This window comes from Rhodococcus sp. MTM3W5.2, assembly GCF_001984015.1.
Lineage (GTDB): Bacteria > Actinomycetota > Actinomycetes > Mycobacteriales > Mycobacteriaceae > Rhodococcus_G > Rhodococcus_G oryzae.
Genome location: NZ_CP019572.1, coordinates 1,166,313 through 1,184,102, shown reverse-complemented (window position 1 = coordinate 1,184,102; position 17,790 = coordinate 1,166,313). Strand labels below are relative to the sequence as shown.

Below are 17,790 nucleotides of genomic sequence, written 5' to 3'. Positions count from 1 at the left end.
CAAGTCCGCCACAGTTGGGTGACGTTGCGCGAACGCTGAGGCTGAGCTTCAGGGTCGGGTCACGCGATGCTCACGGCCCGATCACGAGCAAATCGTATGTGTCAGAGCCGATCTTGCATCGCAAAGCTCGACATCGGGAAGTCCGCGGCGACCGCGGCGGCCAGCTCGAGCAGTGCGTTCCTTGTCTGCGGGCGGAGCCGGTCGAGGTCGATCTCGGCGCCCTCCTCCAGGTGCGGGTCGAACGGGATCAGCCGAACCGCCCGGCAGCGCTGCTCGAAGTGCTCGACGACCTTCGCGAGGTCCACCTTGCCCGACCGCGGGCGCACGGCATTGACCACAGCCACCGACTTGCTCACCAGATCCGCGTAGCCGTGCGCATCGAGCCAGTCCAGCGTCGCCGACGCGCTGCGGGCGCCGTCGACGGACCCCGAGCTCACCACGACCAGCGAGTCGGCCTCCTCAAGAATGGTCTGCATCGCCGAGTGCATGAGTCCGGTGCCGCAATCGGTCAGCACGATCGAGTAGAACTTCTCGAGCATGTCGATGGTGGTCGAGTAGTCCTCGGCGCTGAATGCCTCGGAGACCGCCGGGTCGCTGTCCGAGGCGAGCACCTCGAGGCGATGCCCGCTCTGCGAGGTGTACCCGCGGACGTCGCTGTACTTCTCGATGCTGTCGGCGTCGCGCAGCAGATTGCGCACGGTCGCGGGCGTCTCGAGCGGGATCTTCTGGCTCAGGGTGCCGCGGTCCGGGTTCGCGTCGACCGCGATGACCCGGTCGCCGCGCAGCGAGGAGAAGGTGGAACCGAGCGTCGCGGTCGTCGTGGTCTTGCCGACGCCGCCCTTGAGGCTGAGCAGCGCGATCTTGTAGCAGCCCTGCAGCGGCTGGTTGACCTGCTTGGTCAGCTCCAGGCGACGCTGCTCCTTGGCGCTGTTGCCGACGTTGATGTACCGGCCCGACAGCTGGTAGAGCGCCCTGCGCCACCCCGAGGTCGGGGCCGGCTTGACCTGCTTGAGCAGCAGCGACGTCGACAGGTCACGGGCCGAGACGGCGTGGTGTCGCTCGGGCGCCTGCTGAGCGGCCGCGGGCCCGGCCTGCGCGGACGGCCCAGACGGCTCTGCCGTCTCCGGACTCACGGACTCCCACGAACCGACGTTGTTCTGCGCCACGGCGGCACTCCCCCTGTTGCTGACTTCCCCCGAACTCGCCCCAGCGCCGAGTCCGCGCTGGACAATAGCAGGCCGCGCGGTCTGGTTCCTATCGGAGAATCAGGTCAGACCGGCGTAGGAGTGCAGGCCGGAGACCACCATGTTGATGATGAACAGGTTGAACAGCATCGCGACGAACCCGGCGATGTTGATCCACGCGGCCCTGGTGTCCCGCCAGCCGGAGGTCGCCCGCGCATGCAGGTAGGCGGCGTAGATCACCCAGGCGATGAAGGACACCGTCTCCTTGGGATCCCAGCCCCAGAACCGGCCCCAGGCCGCTTCGGCCCAGATGGCGCCGAGGATCACGCCTGCACCGAACAGCGGGAAGGCGATGATCGTGGTCTTGTAGGCCAGCCGGTCGAGGGTCTGCGCGTCGGGCAGTCGCTCCGCGACCTTGCCCCAGAAGCCGTCGCCCTCCTCGCCCTTCGGCTGCCGCATCCGGAGCAGGAACATCAGGCTCGCGACGCCGGAGACCAGGAAGATGCCGCTGCCGGTGGCCACGATGGTGACGTGGATGGGCAGCCAGAACGACCGCAGCGCGGGCACGACAGGGGCAGCGTCCGCGTAGAGCACCGTCGCGGCCATGAACATCAGCGGGATCACCACGACGAGCACGAACACCCAGAGCGAGCGGTAGGTCTGCTTGCGCAGCAGCACCAACCCGATCAGCATCGCGGCCGCGGTCGCCATCGTGACGAACTCGTACATGTTGCCGAGCGGGAACCGGTCGGTCGCGAAGCCGCGGAGCACGATCGAGCCGATGTGCAGCGCGACGCCGACCACCAGCAGCGAAAGAGCCATGTTGCCGAGCCGCTCGGACCACGGCTTACGCGGCGCCTCGACCACCTTGCCCGGCACGGACGGCGCCGCGGGCGCGGTGACGCCACCCGCGGAGACGCTGATGCCGGCACCGCCTGCGGCCACCAGCTCGCGGGCCTCGCGGGCCTGGACCTCGTTGGCCCGCGCTGTCGCGTACTGGGCGATCAGCAGCACGAAGGCCAGGACGTAGATCGCGAACGCAGACTCGAACGCCCAGTCGCTGTACTGGGCAATGGTCTCGTTGATCGGCATGGTTTTCTCCTGCGCCTCAGGCGCGGTTCTCCGAGGTGATCTTCGTGTTGAGGTCCGCGAGCAGACGGCTGCTCAACCGGTCGAACTCGTCGCCCCAACCGGCCTGGTCGGTGCGGGCGAGGCCGCCCAGCTCTACTACGGTACGTCGTCGATGCGGATCCAATGTATCCGACACCGTGTCGGCATCTGGATCGGCGGGGTACACACGCACCCAGATCCGGCGCCGCTTGATCAGCAGCGACACCAGCAGGCCCGCCATCATCGAGATCGCGAACACCAGTACCCACTGCTGCGCGGGGTCGTGCGAGACCTGGAGGTTGACGAATTCCTTGGCCCCGTCGAACTGCACCTTGGTGCCGTCCGGCAGGGTCGCGCTCTCGCCCGGCCGCAGGTTGACCCGGTCCTGCTTGGCCATCCGGCCCTGGTTGACGAGCTCCTTGCTGAGCGAGAACAGCGACTGGGGGTTGCCGGTGTCGAGCCCGGTGTCGCCCTTGTAGATGTCGATCGCGACGGCCGGATCGGTCATCGCGGGGAAGCTCGAGGCCAGCAGGTTGCCGTGGAACAGCGCGGTCGGCGCGAACAGACCCTCGATGCCGATCTGGTTCTTGCGGCGCTCGGTGGAATCGGGGTACATCCCGCCCGGCGGGTCGAATCGCATCGCCCCACTCGAGAGGAACGTGGTCGCGTCGTCGGGACGCCACTGCAGCGTCTCGGTGCGTGTCTCCCCGTTCGGGAAGGTCACGGTGAAGGTCGGTGCGTAGCCGTGGCCCTGCAGGTACACGCGGTCGCCCGCGACCCGCAGGGGATGGTTCACCTGCAGCCGCTCCTCGCGCCAGGTGTTGTTCGCCAGGTCGTCGCCTGCCTGGTACTCGATGTTGGAGGTGAACATCTCGGCCTGGCCGTTGTCCAGGTAGTCGGCCTTGAAGTCCTTGACCTTCACGCACAGCGGCGTCATGCCGGTGCCGTCCTGGGTGTTACCGGCCCGGAACGAGTCGAACACCGCCGGCGAGGTGGTGCAGAAACCCGGGCCGCCGTCGGCTATCACCACGACGTTGCCCTCGTAGCCGACCAGCTTGCCGATGGCGATCGCGGCGAGCAGGCCGACCAGGGACAGGTGGAAGAGCAGGTTGCCCGCCTCGCGCAGGTAGCCCTTTTCCGCCGACACCGTGACCTCGCCGGGCTTGCCCGCGCGCAGCTCGTCGCCGGTGCGGGTGACCGTCCGCCAGCCGCGCAGCTGCCCGCGGACCAGGGCCGCGACGGCCTCCGGCTCGTCGGCGACGGTGACCTCGGCGTGGTGCGGGAGCCGGGCCAGGTTGCGCGGCGCCGCGACCGGCTTGGTGCGCAGCGCCTTGTAGTGCTCCCAGCAACGGGGGGTGATGCATCCGACCAGCGACACGAACAGCAGCACGTACACGGCGGTGAACCAGAAGCTGCCGAACACGTCGAACAGTTCCAGCTTGTCCATCAGCGGACCGAGGGTGGGCCGGTTCGCGATGTACTCGTCGACCTTGCCCGCGTTCAGGCTGCGCTGCGGCAGCAGCGCGCCGGGGATGGCCGCGAATGCAAGCAGGAACAGCAGCACCAGCGCGGTCCGCATGGAGGTGAGGCCGCGCCAGGTGTTGCGCACCAGCGCGACACCTCGTCCGGCGAGGGACTGGCGCCGCGGCGGCGTCGAGGCCGGCCTGTCTTCTGTCACCGTCATATCGGCAACGTCACCTCCGAGATGAACGCGTCACGAACCCAACCAACGAAGACGTCCCAGGCGCCGGTGACAAGGGCGACGCCCACCGCCACCAGCATCAGGCCGCCGAAGATCTGGATGGCGCGCGCATTGCGGCGCAGCCAGCCCACCCCGCGCAGCGCGCTCACCGAGCCGAACGCCAGGATCACGAACGGCAGCCCGAGGCCGATGCAGTACGCCACGATCAGGGCAACGCCCCTCGCCGCAGTCGCACCCTCGGTGCCCGCCGCAACGGACAGGACCCCGGCGAGGGTCGGTCCGAGGCACGGCGTCCACCCGAGCCCGAACACCGCGCCGAGCAGCGGCGCGCCGATCAGCCCGGACACCCGACGCGGCTCGAAGCGCACGTCCCGCTGCAGCGCGGGCACGAGCCCGATGAACACCAGGCCCATCGCGATGGTGATCACCCCGCCGACCCGCTGCAGCACCTCCCGGTTGACGGTGAGGGCGGAGATCAGGCCGAAAACCGATGCGGTCGCCAGCACGAAGACCACGGTGAACCCGAGCACGAACAGCCCGGCGGCTCCCGCGACCCGCAGACGCGCGGCGGACCTGGTGTCGGTCTCGGTCTTGAGGGCGCCCGCCTCGGCCGCGGTCACCGCGGGTGCGTCCGCGCCGACGATCCCGGCGAGATAGGACAGGTAGCCCGGCACCAGCGGCACCACACACGGCGAGGCGAAGGACACCAGCCCCGCGAGCATGCAGGCGCCGAATGCGAGCAGCAGCGGCCCTGAGGCCGCGGTGTTGCCGAAGGCCTCACCGATCCCGGCGGCAAGGACGGCGTCGTTCATGGTGCTCACTGTTCCCGCGCAACCCTCTCCACCACCGGCTGGAGATCCTCCGCCAGCAACACCTTGAGGTACACCGCCGCGACCCGGTGTTCCTTGTCGAGCACCAGGGTGGACGGGATGACGCTCGTCGGGAACTTACCGCCGAGCGCGGTCAGCGTGCGCATCGACGGGTCGTAGACCGACGGATAGCCGACCTTGTTGTCGGTGACGAAGTCCTGGGCCTTGTCCTGCTGCAGATCCCGGACGTTGATGCCGAGGAAGGCGACGCCGAGGTCCTTGGTGTTCTCGTAGACCTTTTCGAGGTCGTCGGCCTCACCGCGGCACGGCCCGCACCACTGGCCCCAGAGGTTGATGACCACCGGTTGGCCCTCGAAATCCGACAGCGACGTGGTCTTGCCCTCGACCATGAGGTCGGGCCCGGAGATGTTGCCGATGGTGCCGCGTTCGCTCGGCGGGTCGTAGAAGATCTCCGTCTGCCCGCCGGGCGAGACGAAGTCGAACGTGCCGCCCTGCGCGACGGCGTCGGTGCCGGTGCCGCAGCCGGCGGTGACGGCGGCGACCGCCAGCACCGCGGCTGCCACCCGGGCGACCCGCCTCATGCCCCGGTCACCCTCGGATCGGATGCGCCCGCGGGCTCCGAGTAGACGATGTCGACCAGGGTGTCGCCCTCGTAGACCAGCGAGGTCAGCGAGGCCAGCCCGCACTGGCGGTGCCGCGGGTCGTGCCAGAGCCGCTCGCCCTGCAGGAACCGGCGCAGCGTCCACACGGGCAGCTGGTGGCTGACACACACGGCCTCGTGTCCGACGGCGGCGACGCGCGCGGTGTTGACGGCGGCGAGCATGCGGTGCGCGATCTGCAGGTACGGCTCGCCCCAGGACGGGGTGAACGGGTCGCGCAGCTTCCACCAGTGCCGCGGCCTGCGCAGGGCACCGTCGCCGACCGAGACCTTGAGGCCCTCGAAGTCGTTGCCCGCCTCGATCAGGTTGTCGTCGGTGACGAGGGTCAGTCCGTGCTCGCCCGCGATCGGCGACGCGGTCTCCTGCGCGCGCTGGAGCGGCGAGGCGACGACGTGGGTGATGTCGTGGTCGGCGAGCACCGATGCGACCGTGCGGGCCTGCGCCTGGCCGGTCACGGACAGCCGGTAGCCGGGCAGCCTGCCGTACAGGATGCCCTTCGGGTTGTGCACCTCGCCGTGACGAAGGACGTGCACGATGGTGCGCGACTCGGCGGGGTCGGGCGTCGGCGTCTGCTGCAAGGTGCTCACGTGGATTGGCTCCGTGATCTAGGGGTTGCTGGATCTAGGTGGTGGGTGCCTGCGCGGCCGCGGCCGCCTTGGCTGCGGCCGGCAACGCGGCGGCGATACGGTCGAACGCGGCGTCGTCGAGGGCCGCCGAGACGAACCAGGCCTCGTAGGCGCTCGGGGGCGCATAGACGCCGCGGGAGAGCAGCGCATGGAAGAAGGCGGGGAAGCGCCAGGTGTCGCTCGCCTTCGCCTCCGCATAGTTGGTGACCGGGCGGTCGGCGAAGAACACGCTCACCATGGTGCCTGCAAATTGCACCTGGTGCCGCACGCCTGCCTCGGTGAGGGCGTCGCCGAGCAGCCGGCCGAGGGTCGCGGAGTTGCGTTCGAGGGCGTCGTACACGCTCTGATCTGCGGCGCGAAGGCTGGCGAGGCCCGCGGCGACGGCGACGGGGTTACCGGACAGGGTGCCCGCCTGGTACACCGGGCCCGCGGGCGCGAGGTGGCCCATCACGTCGGCGCGGCCGCCGAAGGCCGCGGCGGGCAGTCCCCCGCTCATCACCTTGCCGAAGGTCATCAGGTCGCCCGCGACGCCGTCGATCCCGTACCAACCGGCCGAGCTGACGCGGAATCCGGTCATCACCTCGTCCATGATCAGCAGCGCGTCGTGCGCGGTGCACAGCCGGCGCAGACCCTCGTTGAACCCGGGCTTCGGCGCGACGGCGCCCATGTTGCCCGCCGCGGCCTCGGTGATGACGCACGCGATCTGCTGGGGGTTCGCGGCGAAGGCCTGCGCGACCGCGTCCAGGTCGTTGTAGGGCAGCACGATGGTGTCGGAGGCCTGCGCGCCGGTGACGCCGGGCGAGGTGGGCAGGCCGAGGGTGGCGACGCCGGAACCCGCGTCGGCGAGCAGGGCGTCCACGTGGCCGTGGTAGCAGCCGGAGAACTTGATGATCTTGGTGCGGCCGGTGAACCCGCGGGCCAGCCGGACCGCGCTCATGGTGGCCTCGGTGCCGGAGTTCACGAGGCGGACCTGCTCGACGGGACCGACCCGGTCGACGATCGCCTCGGCGAGCTCGATCTCACCCTCGGTGGGGGCGCCGAACGAGAGTCCGGTGGTCGCGGCCTTCTGCACGGCCTCGACGACCGCCGGGTGCGCGTGCCCGAGGATCATCGGTCCCCACGAGCAGATGAGGTCGACGTAGTCGTTGCCGTCCACGTCGGTGAGCGTGCAGCCGGACGCCTTGGCGATGAAGCGGGGAGTGCCGCCCACCGACTGGAACGCCCGCACCGGGGAGTTGACGCCCCCGGGGATGACGACGCCTGCCCGCTCGAAGAGCTGCGCGGAGGTGCTGGCGGGCTGAAAGAGGCGCTGGTGGGAGCAGTCACGGCCTCCAGTGTCCCAGTTCGCGAGAATTTGCCAACGACAGGGTGTAGGAGAGGAGCCTGCGGAGCGACCGAGGTCACAGCGGAGGGGACCGACATCACAGCGCAGCGGGCCTCCGGGCGTGATGTCAGGATGTTCGGCATGGAACCCATGCTGGACGCGCTGCAGGCGCACCGACACGAGCTCTACGAACATTTCCAGGCCGCCCGGGTCGCCGTGTCCTCGGACGGCAGGGAGGTCTCCTTCATGGCCCCCGTCGAGACCGGCGTCGAGGTCGGCGGGTTCGCGGTCATCGAGTTCGAGGGCGCGCGCCGGGTCGCGGTCCAGGTGCGCGAGGTCCGCATGGTCGAGCGGGAGGGCCCGCAGCTCGACTTCGCCGTGCGCGACCAGATGGCCAAGCTCGGCGTCGTCGCGGCCAGTGCCCGTCCGATGATGCGCTCGCTCAGCGGCAACGCGACCACGCTAGGCGAGTTCGACGGTGACTTCTTCCTCGAGCGGCATGCGGTCGAGCCGTTCGGCGAGCGCCCCATCCGGCCCGCGACCGAGGACGAGGTCGGCCTGATCGCCGGGGGCCTGACCGGGACCGCCGCCTCCATCGAGATCGGGGTGCTGCGGCAGGCGTCGAACGTCCCGGCCCGACTGCGATCGACGGGGTTCGCGCGCCACACCTTCATGTGCGGGCAGTCCGGCTCTGGCAAGACCTACACCACCGGGGGCCTGCTCGAACGACTGCTCGGCTCGACCGAGCTGCCGATCATGGTGCTCGACCCGAACTCCGATCACGTGTTCCTCGGGTCCTGTGACCCCGAGGACTGCTCGCCCGCCGCCACGCGGCACCGTGAGATCGCGGCCGGGGTGCATGTGGCACGGGCCCGCGGCTACGGCGCCGCGCACACACTGTGCCTGGACTTCAGCGACCTCGACCTCGACGTCCAGGCGCTGCTGCTGCGGATGGACCCGATCCGCGACCTCGATGATTTCCGTGCGCTGCGACAGGTCACCGAAACGTTGACGGCGCCGTACTCCGTCGATGACCTGGAGGCCGCTGCCGCCGCCCACCACGACACCGAGCGACTGGCCGCCCGGATCGGCAACCTCCGGATCGGCGAGTGGGACCTGTGGCGGCGCGGCGACGAGCGCTCCGCGATCGAGTACGACGTGAGCCGCGCGCGCTGCATCGTCGTCGACATCGGGAGCCTGTCGCGTCCGGACGAGCGGACGGCTGTCGCGCTGGCGATCCTCGGCAGGCGGTGGGCAGGCCGCCGGGACCGCGAGCCGGTGCTGCTCGTCATCGACGAGGCGCACAACGTGCTGCCTGCCACCACCGAGGACCCGCTGCTGGCGGCGACCGCGGACCTCGGCGCGCTGATCGCCGGCGAGGGCCGCAAGTTCGGTCTGCACCTGTTCGTCGCCACCCAGCGGCCCGGCAAGGTGCACCCGAACGTGGTCTCGCAGTGCGACAACCTGGTGCTGATGCGGATGAACGGCGCCGCCGACATCGACGACCTGAGCACCCTGTTCTCACATGTGCCCGCGCCGATGCTGCACCGCGCGACCGGGTTCGGGCTCGGCCAGGCGCTGTTCGCCGGGCCGATCGCGCCGGTGCCGCTGCTCGCCCAGGTGGGTACCCGGGTCAGTCCCGAGGGCGGCGGCGACGTGCCGACGACCTGGGCGGAGTGAGGACCCGCCTCAGAAGACCGGGCTGGGGCTGTCCACGATCAGACCGTGGCAGACGCCGGTCGGCAGGCAGACCTCGTTGATCCGGACCATCCCGATCCTGGCGCCGTCGACGAGCCGGTAGAAGGAGAAGTTCCTGCCGTCGATGCTGTGCGCGCGGACGCCGGGCACCGAGGTGAAGTCCTTGTTGGTGTTCAGCACGTCGTCCTCGGTGAGCACCGGGTTGACCTGGTACTCGGTGTGACTGCCGTCGACCAGCAGGGTGTACGGGGCGGCGGACGCCGCGGGGGCGGCCGTGGCCGTCGCGGCCGTACCGGCGGCGATGGCGATTGCTCCGAGTGTTCCGGCGACGATACGGGTGACTGAGCTCATAAGTAGTCGATAGAACACGACTCGTGCACGGTTCGCCAGCGCAACGAGTACCGATCCGGTCACGGCAACGGCGCGTCAGAGGTTTCCGCGCGCCGCCTGCTCGCGCTCGATCGACTCGAACAGGGCCCGGAAGTTGCCCTTGCCGAAGCCGAGCGAGCCGTGCCGCTCGATCAGCTCGAAGAACATCGTCGGCCGGTCACCGAGCGGCTTGGTGAAGATCTGCAGCAGGTAGCCGTCCTCGTCCCGGTCCACCAGCACGCCGCGGCGTTTGAGCTCGGCGACTGGCACCCGCACCCGACCGATCCGGGCCCGCAGCTCGGGGTCGTCGTAGTAGGCGTCGGGGGTGTCCAGGAACTCGACGCCCTCCGCGCGCAGCGCGTCGACGGTACGCAGGATGTCGCTGGTGGCAAGGGCGAGGTGCTGGCAGCCGGGTTCGCCGTAGAACTCGAGGTACTCGTCGATCTGCGACTTCTTCTTTCCCGGCGCCGGCTCGTTGAGCGGGAACTTGACCCGGTGGTTGCCGTTCGCGACGACCTTGGACATCAGCGCCGAGTACTCGGTTGCGATGTCGTCCCCGACGAACTCGGCCATGTTGGTGAAGCCCATGACCCGGTTGTAGAAGCGCACCCAGTGATCCATCCGGCCCATCTCGACGTTGCCGACGGCATGGTCGAGCGCCTGGACGAGACACTCGGGCGCACCGGGGCGGCGGACGAATCCCGAACTGCGCGGAGCGAATCCGGGCAGGTACACCCCGTCGTAGCGACTGCGGTCGACGAGGGTGTGCCTGGTGCTGCCGTAGGTGGCGATGGCAGCGCGGCGCACCGTGCCGAACTCGTCGGTGACGTCGTGCGGTTCCTCGAGGACCGTGGCGCCCTGCGACCGCGCCCGCTCGATGCAGCGGTCCACATCGAGCACCTCCAGCGCCAGGTCCACCACGCCGTCACCGTTTCGGCGGTGCCGATCGGCGAGCGGGCTGTCGGGGCTGACCGCCCCCTCGAGGACGAACCGGACGGAGCCGGACTCGAGCACGAACGACTTGTGGTCGCGCTGACCGGTTTCCGGCCCCGCGTACGCGACCAGGGTCATGCCCCAGGTGGAGACGAAGTAGTGGGCACTCTGGGTGGCGTTGCCGCAGACGAACACCACCGCGTCGATCCCGACCACGGGGAAGGGGTCGGCCGCGTCGTCGTGTTCGACCAGCCCGACGAGCCGGTGCAGATCGTTCGCGCGCAGATGCGCGGCGCGCTCGCGCGGGGTCAACCGAATGTCCGCGATGGTCATGACTTCACTGTGACCTCGGCCCCTTACCTGCGCAACGATGAGGATTGACGCTGCTCAATATGTACAGAATGCTGGAGCGCGACGGTGAATTGTTGGACAAAGTGACCAGGAGCGCACCGATGAGCATCGATCGCCTCGACGCCGATCTGCTGGAGCTCCTGCACGCCGAGCCGCGGGTGGGGGTGCTGGAGGCGTCCCGCCGGCTGGGCGTCGCCCGCGGCACAGTGCAGGCCCGGCTGACCCGCCTCGAACGCGAGGGCGTGATCGAGAGCCTGGCACCGACCCTCAATGCCGAGGCCCTCGGGTTCCCTGTCACCGCGTTCGCCACGCTGGAGATCGTCCAGGGCAGGGGCACCGCGCGGTGGTCGAGCACCTCGCCGCGATCCCCGAGGTGCTCGAGGCCCACACCACCACCGGCGCGGGCGACGTGCTGATCCGGGTGGTGGCGCGGACACATTCGGACCTGCAGCGGGTGATCAACCAGATCGTGGACGGACTGAACGTGCTGCGGTCGTCCACGGTGATCGCCCTGGAGAACCAGATCCCGCTTCGCCACCTGCCGCTGGTGCGGGCCGCGGTGCGCTGACCCCGCCGGGCACCACCACTCGCAAAAATATGTAGACCGGTCTATATTGGCCTCATGAAGAAGGGCGAGGAGACCAGGCTGCGGATGATCACGGTCATGGCGGCCGCGGTCGAGGAGAAGGGCGTGGCGGCGACCGGCGTCACCGAGGTGCTCGAACGAAGCGGGGCGCCGCGCGGTTCGCTCTACTTCCACTTCCCGGGCGGCAAGGACGAGCTGGTCGAGGCCGCGCTCCGGCAGAGCGCGGGCACCCTCGACGACCTGATGGCCGGCTCCCTCGGCGGCTCGCCCGCGGATGTCATCGCCCGGATCCTGGAGGCGCTCGCCGACCGGCAGGTCGCCTCCGACTTCACCAAGGGTTGCCCGATCGCGACGGTCGCCCTCGAGACCGCGGGCACCGACCCACTCGGCGGGGTGTGCGCCGAGATCTACGCCGACTGGGAGGCCTCCCTCGCGGACCTCCTCGGCGACGCCGCGCTGGCCACCGAGGTCTTCGCCCTCATCGAGGGCTCACTCCTCGTCGGCCGGGTCCGGCGGTCCCGCGAACCCATCGACGCGGCGATCCGCGCCGTCCGGAAACTCCTGGCGCGGAGCCCGCACAGCGACCCGAACACACCGGCGCGGAGCCCGCGCAGCGACACGAACACACCGGCGCGGAGCCCGCGCAGCGACCCGAACACACTGGAGGCCTCATGAGCACGCCCGACACCCTCGTCATCGGCTCCACCGGGCTGATCGGCCGGTGGCTGATCCCCGAACTCACCCGCCAGGGCAGGCACGTCGCCGCCATGGTCAGGAACGCGGCCGAACGCGGCGACGAACTCCGCGGCTGGGTGGCGGCCCACGGCGGGAACACCGAGCTGCTGACCGTCGTCGACGGGGACCTGACCGCGCCCGACCTCGGCCTCGACCCGTTGCCCACCGTGCGCGACGTCTACAACCTGGGTGGCCGGTTCGCCTTCGGGCTCACCGAGACCGAGGCCCGCGCGGTCAACGTCGACGGGGCCGTCGCCGCGCTGCGCTGGGCGCAGGAACTGCCGCAGCTGCGACGGTTCGTGCACATCAGCGGGTATCGCGTTGCGGGCGCCACCGTGAACGCGACGCTCTACCGCGACAAGGGCGCCTACGAGGCCAGCAAGATCGAGGCCGACCACGCCGTGCGTGATCACGCCGAGGCCAACGGCATCCCGTACGCGATCGTCAACCCGTCGACGGTCATCGGCGATTCCGAGTCCGGCGAGACCACCCAGTTCATCGGGCTGGCCGACATGGTCCGCGATCTCCACCGCGGCAAGCTCCCGGCGATCCCCGGCGGCAAGGACGTCTGGGTCCCTGTGGTCACCGCGGACTACTTCGCCCGGTTCCTCGCCGCCGTGCCCGAGCACGCGGAACCCGGTGCGGCACTGTGGGTTCTCGACGAAGACACGCCGCTGCTGGGCGAGCTGCTCCGCGACGTCGCGCGGAACCTCGGCGTGCGCCCGCCTCGATTCCACGTGCCGGTCGCGGTGATCCGGCGGCTGCCCGCGCGACTGACCGGAGCGGATCCGGAGACGCTCGGCTTCCTCTCCGCCGACCGATACCCGACGGAATCCGCACGGGCACTCGCCGAGCGGGCGGGACTGACGACACCTCCCCTGCCGCAGGCCATCCGAGCCTGGGTCGACTACCTCGTCGCGAGCGACTTCGGGAAGCACATCGCGGCTCCGACCCCGGTTCGCTAGTCCACCAACCACTCCCGCCGGGTCAGCGGCATCCCGCTGACACCGGTGGCGCAGGTGCGGACGGCGAGCACCTGGTGGATGGTGATCCGGCCCCGCTCGAAGGACAGCGCGCTCGCCGCCAGGTACAGCAGCCAGGTCCGCGCCCGCGCCGCGCCGACCAGGCGCACCGCCTCGTCCCAGTCGCGGCGTAGGTTGTCGACCCACCGGCGCAGGGTGAGCGCGTAGTGCTCGCGCAGCGCCTCGGAGTCCCGAACCTCGAGGCCGGCCCGCTCCAGCGCGCCGGCAACGTGACTGAGCGGCAACAGTTCCCCGTCCGGGAAGATGTAGCGGTCGACAAAGGTCGGCTTCGGGCGTTTCTCGGTGACCAGCGGCGCGACGGAGGCGATCGCGTGGTTGAGCAGGCGTCCCCCTGGCCGCAGCAGGCTCGTCAACCGGTTCGCGTACTCGTCCAGCCGGGAGTCGCCCACGTGCTCGGACATCCCGATGCTGGAGATCGCGTCGTACGGGCCGTCGTCGACGTCCCGGTAGTCCTGGAGCCGGATCTGCACCCGGTCGGACAGCCCCGCCTCCTCGACGCGGGCGGTGGCGAGCTCGTGCTGCTGCCTGCTGATCGTCACGCCGACCACGCTCACCCCGTGCTCGCGTGCGGCGTGGATGGCCATCGAGCCCCAGCCGCAGCCGACGTCGAGCAGGCGCATGCCAGGGGCCAGTTCGAGTTTGCGGCAGATCAACTCCAGCTTCGCCCGCTGCGCCTGCTCCAGGGTGCCGCCGTCGGGGTCGGTCCAGTAGGCGCAGGAATAGACCATGCTCGGGCCGAGAAACAGTCGGTAGAAGTCGTTTCCGACGTCGTAGTGATGCGAGATGACGGCGGCGTCGCGCGCCTTGCTGTGCTTGGACCCGCGCCGCCTGCCGATCTCCTCGGCGGGTGGAGCAGGCGGCGGCCCCACCGCACCGAGCCGCAGGAAGCTCGACACGACCTGCCGGATTCCGGCACGGTCGAGCGTGCGCAGGTCGCGGCGGGCGACCCGTTCGATCACCTCCGGACCATCGAGCAGGGCGAAGATGTCCCCGTCGATCTCCATGTCGCCCGCGACATAGGACCGGCCGAGCCCCAGTTCGTTGGGGGACCACAGGATCCGGCGCAGCGCCCGGCGGTTCCGGAAGGCGACCGTGACCTCGGCATCCGCCGAGCCCGCGACGGACCCGTCCCAGCACCGCACCCGCACCGGGAGCTGGCCACCCGCGATCGTCTCGAATGCCGACAACAGCCGCGCGGCAGCGGTTCTCGAGCCCGGTTCGGTACGCGTCGCACTCATCGAGCCTCCAATGAGGTGTGCACTCCGGTCCCGTTCACCCTAAAACGTCCGACGAGTGTGCGCCTCCCGACACTCCCACTCGGCCGATTCCCCGGTAGGTGCACACTCGGCGGCCACGGCTCAGCGGCGGCGGGCCAGCTGGCCGCCGAGCCAGGCGGTGTAGGCGAACAGGCCGACCGAGCCAAGGACCCGGGTCCGGCGGTAGACGATCGCCAGTCCGAGCAGCAGCTCGGTCGCGCCGTTGCGGTAGGTCCACTGCCGCGTCTGGCGGGGAAAGGCCTTCGCGGTCAGCCCGTCGAACGCGCGCGGAGCTGTGAAGTGCGCCGCGCCGGTGCCAGCCAGGGCCACCCCGAGCACCCGCGCGGGGATGCTGTCCGCGCTGCGGGCCCGGATCACGACCGGGTTCTTCGGCTCCCTTCCTGCCACCAGAGCCTGTGCTGCCCTACGCTTTCTGCGACTCATCTGTCCTCCTGGGTGTGTGGATACGGCTAGAGCAACTGGACGTTGGCGAGCTTCCACTCGCCGCCGTCGCGGACGAGGGAGAGCTGCATGCGGTTCCGGTCCACCCTCGGTTCCTGTGAGTTGGAATTGGTGACCGTCTGGTCGAGGAACACGACCACCTCCGCGCTGTCGCGGCCGGTCTCGGCGAGTCCTGCCGCGATGATCTCGGCCGACGAGGTGGCCTTGTACTGCACGATCATGTCCTTGAGGTTCGACGCCACCTGCGTGTACTGCCCGGCGAACTCGCCCACCGAGTTCCCCCGGACCACGGACAGGTTGTTGTCGAGGTTCTCGAAGCTGTACGTCGCCAGATCGGTGGCGAATCGCCGACCCGCGTCGAGGGCCTCCGTCCTGGCCTGCTCCTGCTGGTGGTCCGCCCAGATCGTGTACGAACCCCAGCCGAGCAGGCCGAGCAGGACCACCCCGGCGGCGATCGCCGCCAGCGCGCGTCGCGTGAGGCGCCGGCCCTTTTCCTGCCGAACGTTCTCCGCGTCCGGCTCGACGGCTGGTTCGACTGTGGTTGTCTCGCTGTCACTCATTGCGTTCCCTGTAGTAGTAGAGCTGCCCACGATTGGTCACCGAGGATCTGTGTTTGCCCGCCTGCCAGGCCCATTCGAATGGCTGTGCCGTCGCCCGCCGGGATCCGACCCGACGCCGGGTCGTAGGAGGCGACGCCCGCGAACTCCCGCACTCCCCCGGCCGAGTCCGACTGCGGCGGCGCCGGAGGCGAGTCCGGGCGCGGCACGTTCTGCGAGCCACGCTTCTGCACCCGGCCCGACTCGTCGGTGCAGTACTGGTCCCGGTTCAGCTCGCGAGCGGTGGTGTCCTGCACCGACCGCCGCTCGGTGTCGTAGAAGCACACCGGTCCCACCGCGGTCACAAGGTCGAGCTGGGCGCGACCGTCGCGGACGATGCTGCCGAGCTTGGTGAACCCGTTCGGGACGGCGACCAGCAAGGCATCGACTGCGGGCATTCGAGCCGCGACGATCTGCGAGGAGACCAGCGAATTGGCGAGCAGCAGCGTGAAGGGCTCCCGGTTCTGCGCCAGGAACGGGACCACCTGATCGGCGAGGATCGCGGGCGTCTCGTCGAGCAGCTCGCGGATCTCGGGATCCGACTCGCGCACCTGATCGGTGATCTGCCGCAGCGACGCCGCGATCTGTGGGAGGGCCCGCACATTCTGCTCGTTCGCCTCGAACAGGTCCCGCGAACTGTCCACCATCGACACGATCTTCGGCTGGTTCAGTTCGATCATCGACACGATGGAGTCGAAGTTCTCCACCGTCTTCCGCAGGTCCGGGCCCACCCCGCGCAGACCGTCGCCGAGTTCCTTGGCGAGCGACTGCAGGTCAGCGGGCGCCACGGTGTCCGCGATCGCGTTGAAGTTCGTGATCACGGTGCCGAGCGGGACCGGGATGCTGGTCTGCTCCCTGGGGATCAGGGAGCCCTGTCCCAGGAAGGGGCCCACGTCCGAATCCGAGGACAGCTGCACCTTGAGGACGGGCGCCGCCGTGTCCTGGGCGACCGCCGCGTGCGAGTCGGCGGGGATCTCGGCGTTTCGCCGCAGCGACAGGGTGAGGTCGACCGTTGACCGATCCGGCGCCAACTCGACGGCGGCGACCTTGCCGACGGTGACTCCGCGGTAGGCGACCTCCGAGCCCTCCGCGATCCCGGCGCTGTTGTCCATCTGCACCGTGACCTCGTAGGACCCGCGGAGCGGATCCGGTCCGCCGACCTGTTTGACCACGTAGACGGTGCTCACCACGGCGAGGACCAGGAAGGCGACGATCTCGAAGTAGACGGTGCGCTTCTTCATCGCGTGCCGCCCGTCACGAGCTGGGACAGGCCCTCGACCGCCGGATGGGATGCGGGCATGGCCGCTGGCGGCGCGGGCACGGGCGGCGCCGCCCCCGGGATGACCTCGCTGAGCAGTCCGCGCACCGAAGCCCCTAGGTCGACGTTCAGGTCGATGTTGACGTAGTCGCCGGGGGCGGCGCGCAGCACCAGGTCCCGCGCGCCCTCGAGCTTGCCCATCGTGTCCGAGAGCGTCGGGCCCATCGCCGCGAACTGGTCGAGGATCGGGGTGAGGTTGCCGACGATGTCGACGATCTGATCGCCGGACTGCTCCAGCACCGCGTTCGTCTGCACGCTCAGCGCGTGCGACGTGTCGAGCAGCGTCATGATCGCCTGCCGCTGCTCGGTGAGCACGTCGACGGCGGGCGCGGCCGCCCGCAGGCCCTGGTCGATGGTCGCGCTCTCGGCCGAGACCGTCGCGGACAACCGATTGAGCGAATCGATGGCCCCGTTGATCGAATCCCTCCTGCCGTCGAGGGTGCCGAGCAGGCGGTCCACCCGCCCCAACAGGTCCCGGATCATGTCCTCGCGGCCGGAGAGAATCTGGTTCGACTCCTCCACGATCGTCTTGACCTGTGCGATCCCGCTGCCGTTGAGCATCGTTCCCACGACGGAGAGCAACTGCGCGACGTCCGGTCCGCGCGCGGTCTCGGAGGCATCGATCGTCGCGCCCGCCGGGATGGTCCGCGCGTCGCCCTGGTCCGGAACCCTCAGATTGACGAACGCATCCCCGATGGGGGTGGTCAGCTCGATGCGGGCGGTGGTCCCGACCGGCAGCCGGATGTCCTCGCGAATGTTGGCCCGCACCACGGCCTGGAACCGCTCCACGGTCATCGAGCTCACCCGGCCGACAACGGCCTGACCGATCCGCACCTCACCGCCGACCGGCAGCAGCGAGGCGTCGGTGAACTCGAACGCGATCGGGTACGACGGGCCGTCCACCTCGCGCCCCACCGGGAGATGCTGGAAGTTGGCACCGCACCCGGACAGCGCGACAGCCGCGAAGAGCCCTGCAGCACAACGGATCACGCTGGCCATCACTTGCCC

16 protein-coding genes and 2 pseudogenes are annotated in these 17,790 nt (G+C 69.8%); 4 read left to right on the top strand and 14 right to left on the bottom strand.

Features of this window, described 5'->3' with window-relative positions:
- Window positions 1-101: 101 nt before the first annotated feature.
- From BTZ20_RS05575 to hemL, 7 genes and pseudogenes are all read right to left on the bottom strand, one after another.
- Window positions 102-1,127: pseudogene (locus tag BTZ20_RS05575) on the bottom strand (MinD/ParA family protein); the annotation flags it as partial.
- 138 nt (window positions 1,128-1,265) lie between these two features.
- Window positions 1,266-2,276 (bottom strand): c-type cytochrome biogenesis protein CcsB, encoded by a 1,011-nt coding sequence (ccsB, locus tag BTZ20_RS05570; RefSeq protein ID WP_077040689.1) that lies wholly within the window; start codon window positions 2,274-2,276, stop codon window positions 1,266-1,268.
- 16 nt (window positions 2,277-2,292) lie between these two features.
- Window positions 2,293-3,978 (bottom strand): cytochrome c biogenesis protein ResB, encoded by a 1,686-nt coding sequence (locus BTZ20_RS05565; protein ID WP_077040688.1) that lies wholly within the window; start codon window positions 3,976-3,978, stop codon window positions 2,293-2,295.
- Window positions 3,975-4,808, bottom strand: coding sequence for a cytochrome c biogenesis CcdA family protein (locus BTZ20_RS05560; protein ID WP_077043507.1), 834 nt, complete (start codon window positions 4,806-4,808; stop codon window positions 3,975-3,977). The genes BTZ20_RS05565 and BTZ20_RS05560 overlap by 4 nt, the downstream gene beginning before the upstream one ends.
- Before the next feature lie 5 nt (window positions 4,809-4,813).
- Window positions 4,814-5,407 carry a TlpA disulfide reductase family protein gene (locus BTZ20_RS05555; RefSeq protein WP_077040687.1) on the bottom strand — a complete coding sequence of 198 codons (594 nt, stop codon included), beginning with the start codon at window positions 5,405-5,407 and terminating at the stop codon, window positions 4,814-4,816.
- Complete coding sequence (locus tag BTZ20_RS05550; RefSeq protein ID WP_189636600.1) at window positions 5,404-6,072, bottom strand: histidine phosphatase family protein; 669 nt, start codon at window positions 6,070-6,072, stop codon at window positions 5,404-5,406. The genes BTZ20_RS05555 and BTZ20_RS05550 overlap by 4 nt, the downstream gene beginning before the upstream one ends.
- A 34-nt stretch (window positions 6,073-6,106) precedes the next feature.
- Complete coding sequence (gene hemL / locus BTZ20_RS05545) at window positions 6,107-7,363, bottom strand: glutamate-1-semialdehyde 2,1-aminomutase (RefSeq protein WP_262982584.1); 1,257 nt, start codon at window positions 7,361-7,363, stop codon at window positions 6,107-6,109.
- Between the two features lie 213 nt (window positions 7,364-7,576).
- Between hemL and BTZ20_RS05540 the strand changes: the two genes are divergently transcribed.
- Window positions 7,577-9,115 carry an ATP-binding protein gene (locus BTZ20_RS05540; protein ID WP_223263646.1) on the top strand — a complete coding sequence of 513 codons (1,539 nt, stop codon included), beginning with the start codon at window positions 7,577-7,579 and terminating at the stop codon, window positions 9,113-9,115.
- A 9-nt stretch (window positions 9,116-9,124) separates the two neighbouring features.
- On the opposite strand, the gene BTZ20_RS05535 is transcribed toward BTZ20_RS05540, so the two are convergent.
- Together BTZ20_RS05535 and hppD are read right to left on the bottom strand one after the other, a co-directional pair.
- A complete protein-coding gene (locus BTZ20_RS05535) occupies window positions 9,125-9,484 on the bottom strand; it encodes a hypothetical protein (protein ID WP_077040685.1) in 360 nt (119 codons plus the stop codon).
- Between the two features lie 75 nt (window positions 9,485-9,559).
- On the bottom strand, window positions 9,560-10,768 hold the full coding sequence (gene hppD / locus BTZ20_RS05530; RefSeq protein ID WP_077040684.1) for a 4-hydroxyphenylpyruvate dioxygenase: 1,209 nt from the start codon (window positions 10,766-10,768) through the stop codon (window positions 9,560-9,562).
- A 119-nt stretch (window positions 10,769-10,887) separates the two neighbouring features.
- Here hppD and BTZ20_RS05525 point away from each other — a divergent pair.
- The 3 genes and pseudogenes from BTZ20_RS05525 to BTZ20_RS05515 all read left to right on the top strand — a co-directional run bounded on the left by BTZ20_RS05525 (window position 10,888) and on the right by BTZ20_RS05515 (window position 13,072).
- A pseudogene (locus tag BTZ20_RS05525) lies at window positions 10,888-11,354 on the top strand (Lrp/AsnC family transcriptional regulator).
- Window positions 11,355-11,408: 54 nt separating this feature from the next.
- Window positions 11,409-12,047: a TetR/AcrR family transcriptional regulator gene (locus BTZ20_RS05520; protein WP_077040683.1), complete on the top strand. Its 639-nt coding sequence runs from the start codon at window positions 11,409-11,411 to the stop codon at window positions 12,045-12,047.
- The gene (locus BTZ20_RS05515) at window positions 12,044-13,072 is read left to right on the top strand and encodes an SDR family oxidoreductase (protein WP_077040682.1); all 1,029 of its coding nucleotides are present in this window, start codon (window positions 12,044-12,046) and stop codon (window positions 13,070-13,072) included. Before BTZ20_RS05520 ends, BTZ20_RS05515 begins: the two co-directional genes overlap by 4 nt.
- Here the strand turns inward: BTZ20_RS05515 and BTZ20_RS05510 are convergent.
- The 5 genes from BTZ20_RS05510 to BTZ20_RS05490 all read right to left on the bottom strand — a co-directional run bounded on the left by BTZ20_RS05510 (window position 13,069) and on the right by BTZ20_RS05490 (window position 17,781).
- Window positions 13,069-14,388 (bottom strand): SAM-dependent methyltransferase, encoded by a 1,320-nt coding sequence (locus BTZ20_RS05510; protein WP_077040681.1) that lies wholly within the window; start codon window positions 14,386-14,388, stop codon window positions 13,069-13,071. The two genes, BTZ20_RS05515 and BTZ20_RS05510, sit on opposite strands and share 4 nt — an antisense overlap.
- Window positions 14,389-14,508: 120 nt before the next feature.
- The gene (locus BTZ20_RS05505) at window positions 14,509-14,850 is read right to left on the bottom strand and encodes a hypothetical protein (protein ID WP_223263645.1); all 342 of its coding nucleotides are present in this window, start codon (window positions 14,848-14,850) and stop codon (window positions 14,509-14,511) included.
- 26 nt (window positions 14,851-14,876) lie between these two features.
- Window positions 14,877-15,428, bottom strand: coding sequence for a hypothetical protein (locus BTZ20_RS27735; protein ID WP_077040680.1), 552 nt, complete (start codon window positions 15,426-15,428; stop codon window positions 14,877-14,879).
- Entirely contained in the window at window positions 15,425-16,705 is a 1,281-nt protein-coding gene (locus tag BTZ20_RS05495) for an MlaD family protein (protein ID WP_077040679.1), read from the bottom strand. Before BTZ20_RS05495 ends, BTZ20_RS27735 begins: the two co-directional genes overlap by 4 nt.
- Complete coding sequence (locus BTZ20_RS05490) at window positions 16,702-17,781, bottom strand: MCE family protein (protein WP_077040678.1); 1,080 nt, start codon at window positions 17,779-17,781, stop codon at window positions 16,702-16,704. The genes BTZ20_RS05495 and BTZ20_RS05490 overlap by 4 nt, the downstream gene beginning before the upstream one ends.
- Window positions 17,782-17,790 lie beyond the last annotated feature (9 nt).

Bases quoted from the DNA above. Each gene is read 5' to 3' on its own strand.
- ccsB (WP_077040689.1), bottom strand. From the start codon at position 2,276: ATGCCGATCAACGAGACCATTGCCCAGTACAGCGACTGGGCGTTCGAG.
- BTZ20_RS05565 (WP_077040688.1), bottom strand. From the start codon at position 3,978: ATGACGGTGACAGAAGACAGGCCGGCCTCGACGCCGCCGCGGCGCCAG.
- BTZ20_RS05560 (WP_077043507.1), bottom strand. From the start codon at position 4,808: ATGAACGACGCCGTCCTTGCCGCCGGGATCGGTGAGGCCTTCGGCAAC.
- BTZ20_RS05555 (WP_077040687.1), bottom strand. From the start codon at position 5,407: ATGAGGCGGGTCGCCCGGGTGGCAGCCGCGGTGCTGGCGGTCGCCGCC.
- BTZ20_RS05540 (WP_223263646.1), top strand. From the start codon at position 7,577: ATGGAACCCATGCTGGACGCGCTGCAGGCGCACCGACACGAGCTCTAC.
- BTZ20_RS05535 (WP_077040685.1), bottom strand. From the start codon at position 9,484: ATGAGCTCAGTCACCCGTATCGTCGCCGGAACACTCGGAGCAATCGCC.
- hppD (WP_077040684.1), bottom strand. From the start codon at position 10,768: ATGACCATCGCGGACATTCGGTTGACCCCGCGCGAGCGCGCCGCGCAT.
- BTZ20_RS05520 (WP_077040683.1), top strand. From the start codon at position 11,409: ATGAAGAAGGGCGAGGAGACCAGGCTGCGGATGATCACGGTCATGGCG.
- BTZ20_RS05515 (WP_077040682.1), top strand. From the start codon at position 12,044: ATGAGCACGCCCGACACCCTCGTCATCGGCTCCACCGGGCTGATCGGC.
- BTZ20_RS05510 (WP_077040681.1), bottom strand. From the start codon at position 14,388: ATGAGTGCGACGCGTACCGAACCGGGCTCGAGAACCGCTGCCGCGCGG.
- BTZ20_RS05505 (WP_223263645.1), bottom strand. From the start codon at position 14,850: ATGAGTCGCAGAAAGCGTAGGGCAGCACAGGCTCTGGTGGCAGGAAGG.
- BTZ20_RS27735 (WP_077040680.1), bottom strand. From the start codon at position 15,428: ATGAGTGACAGCGAGACAACCACAGTCGAACCAGCCGTCGAGCCGGAC.
- BTZ20_RS05495 (WP_077040679.1), bottom strand. From the start codon at position 16,705: ATGAAGAAGCGCACCGTCTACTTCGAGATCGTCGCCTTCCTGGTCCTC.
- BTZ20_RS05490 (WP_077040678.1), bottom strand. From the start codon at position 17,781: ATGGCCAGCGTGATCCGTTGTGCTGCAGGGCTCTTCGCGGCTGTCGCG.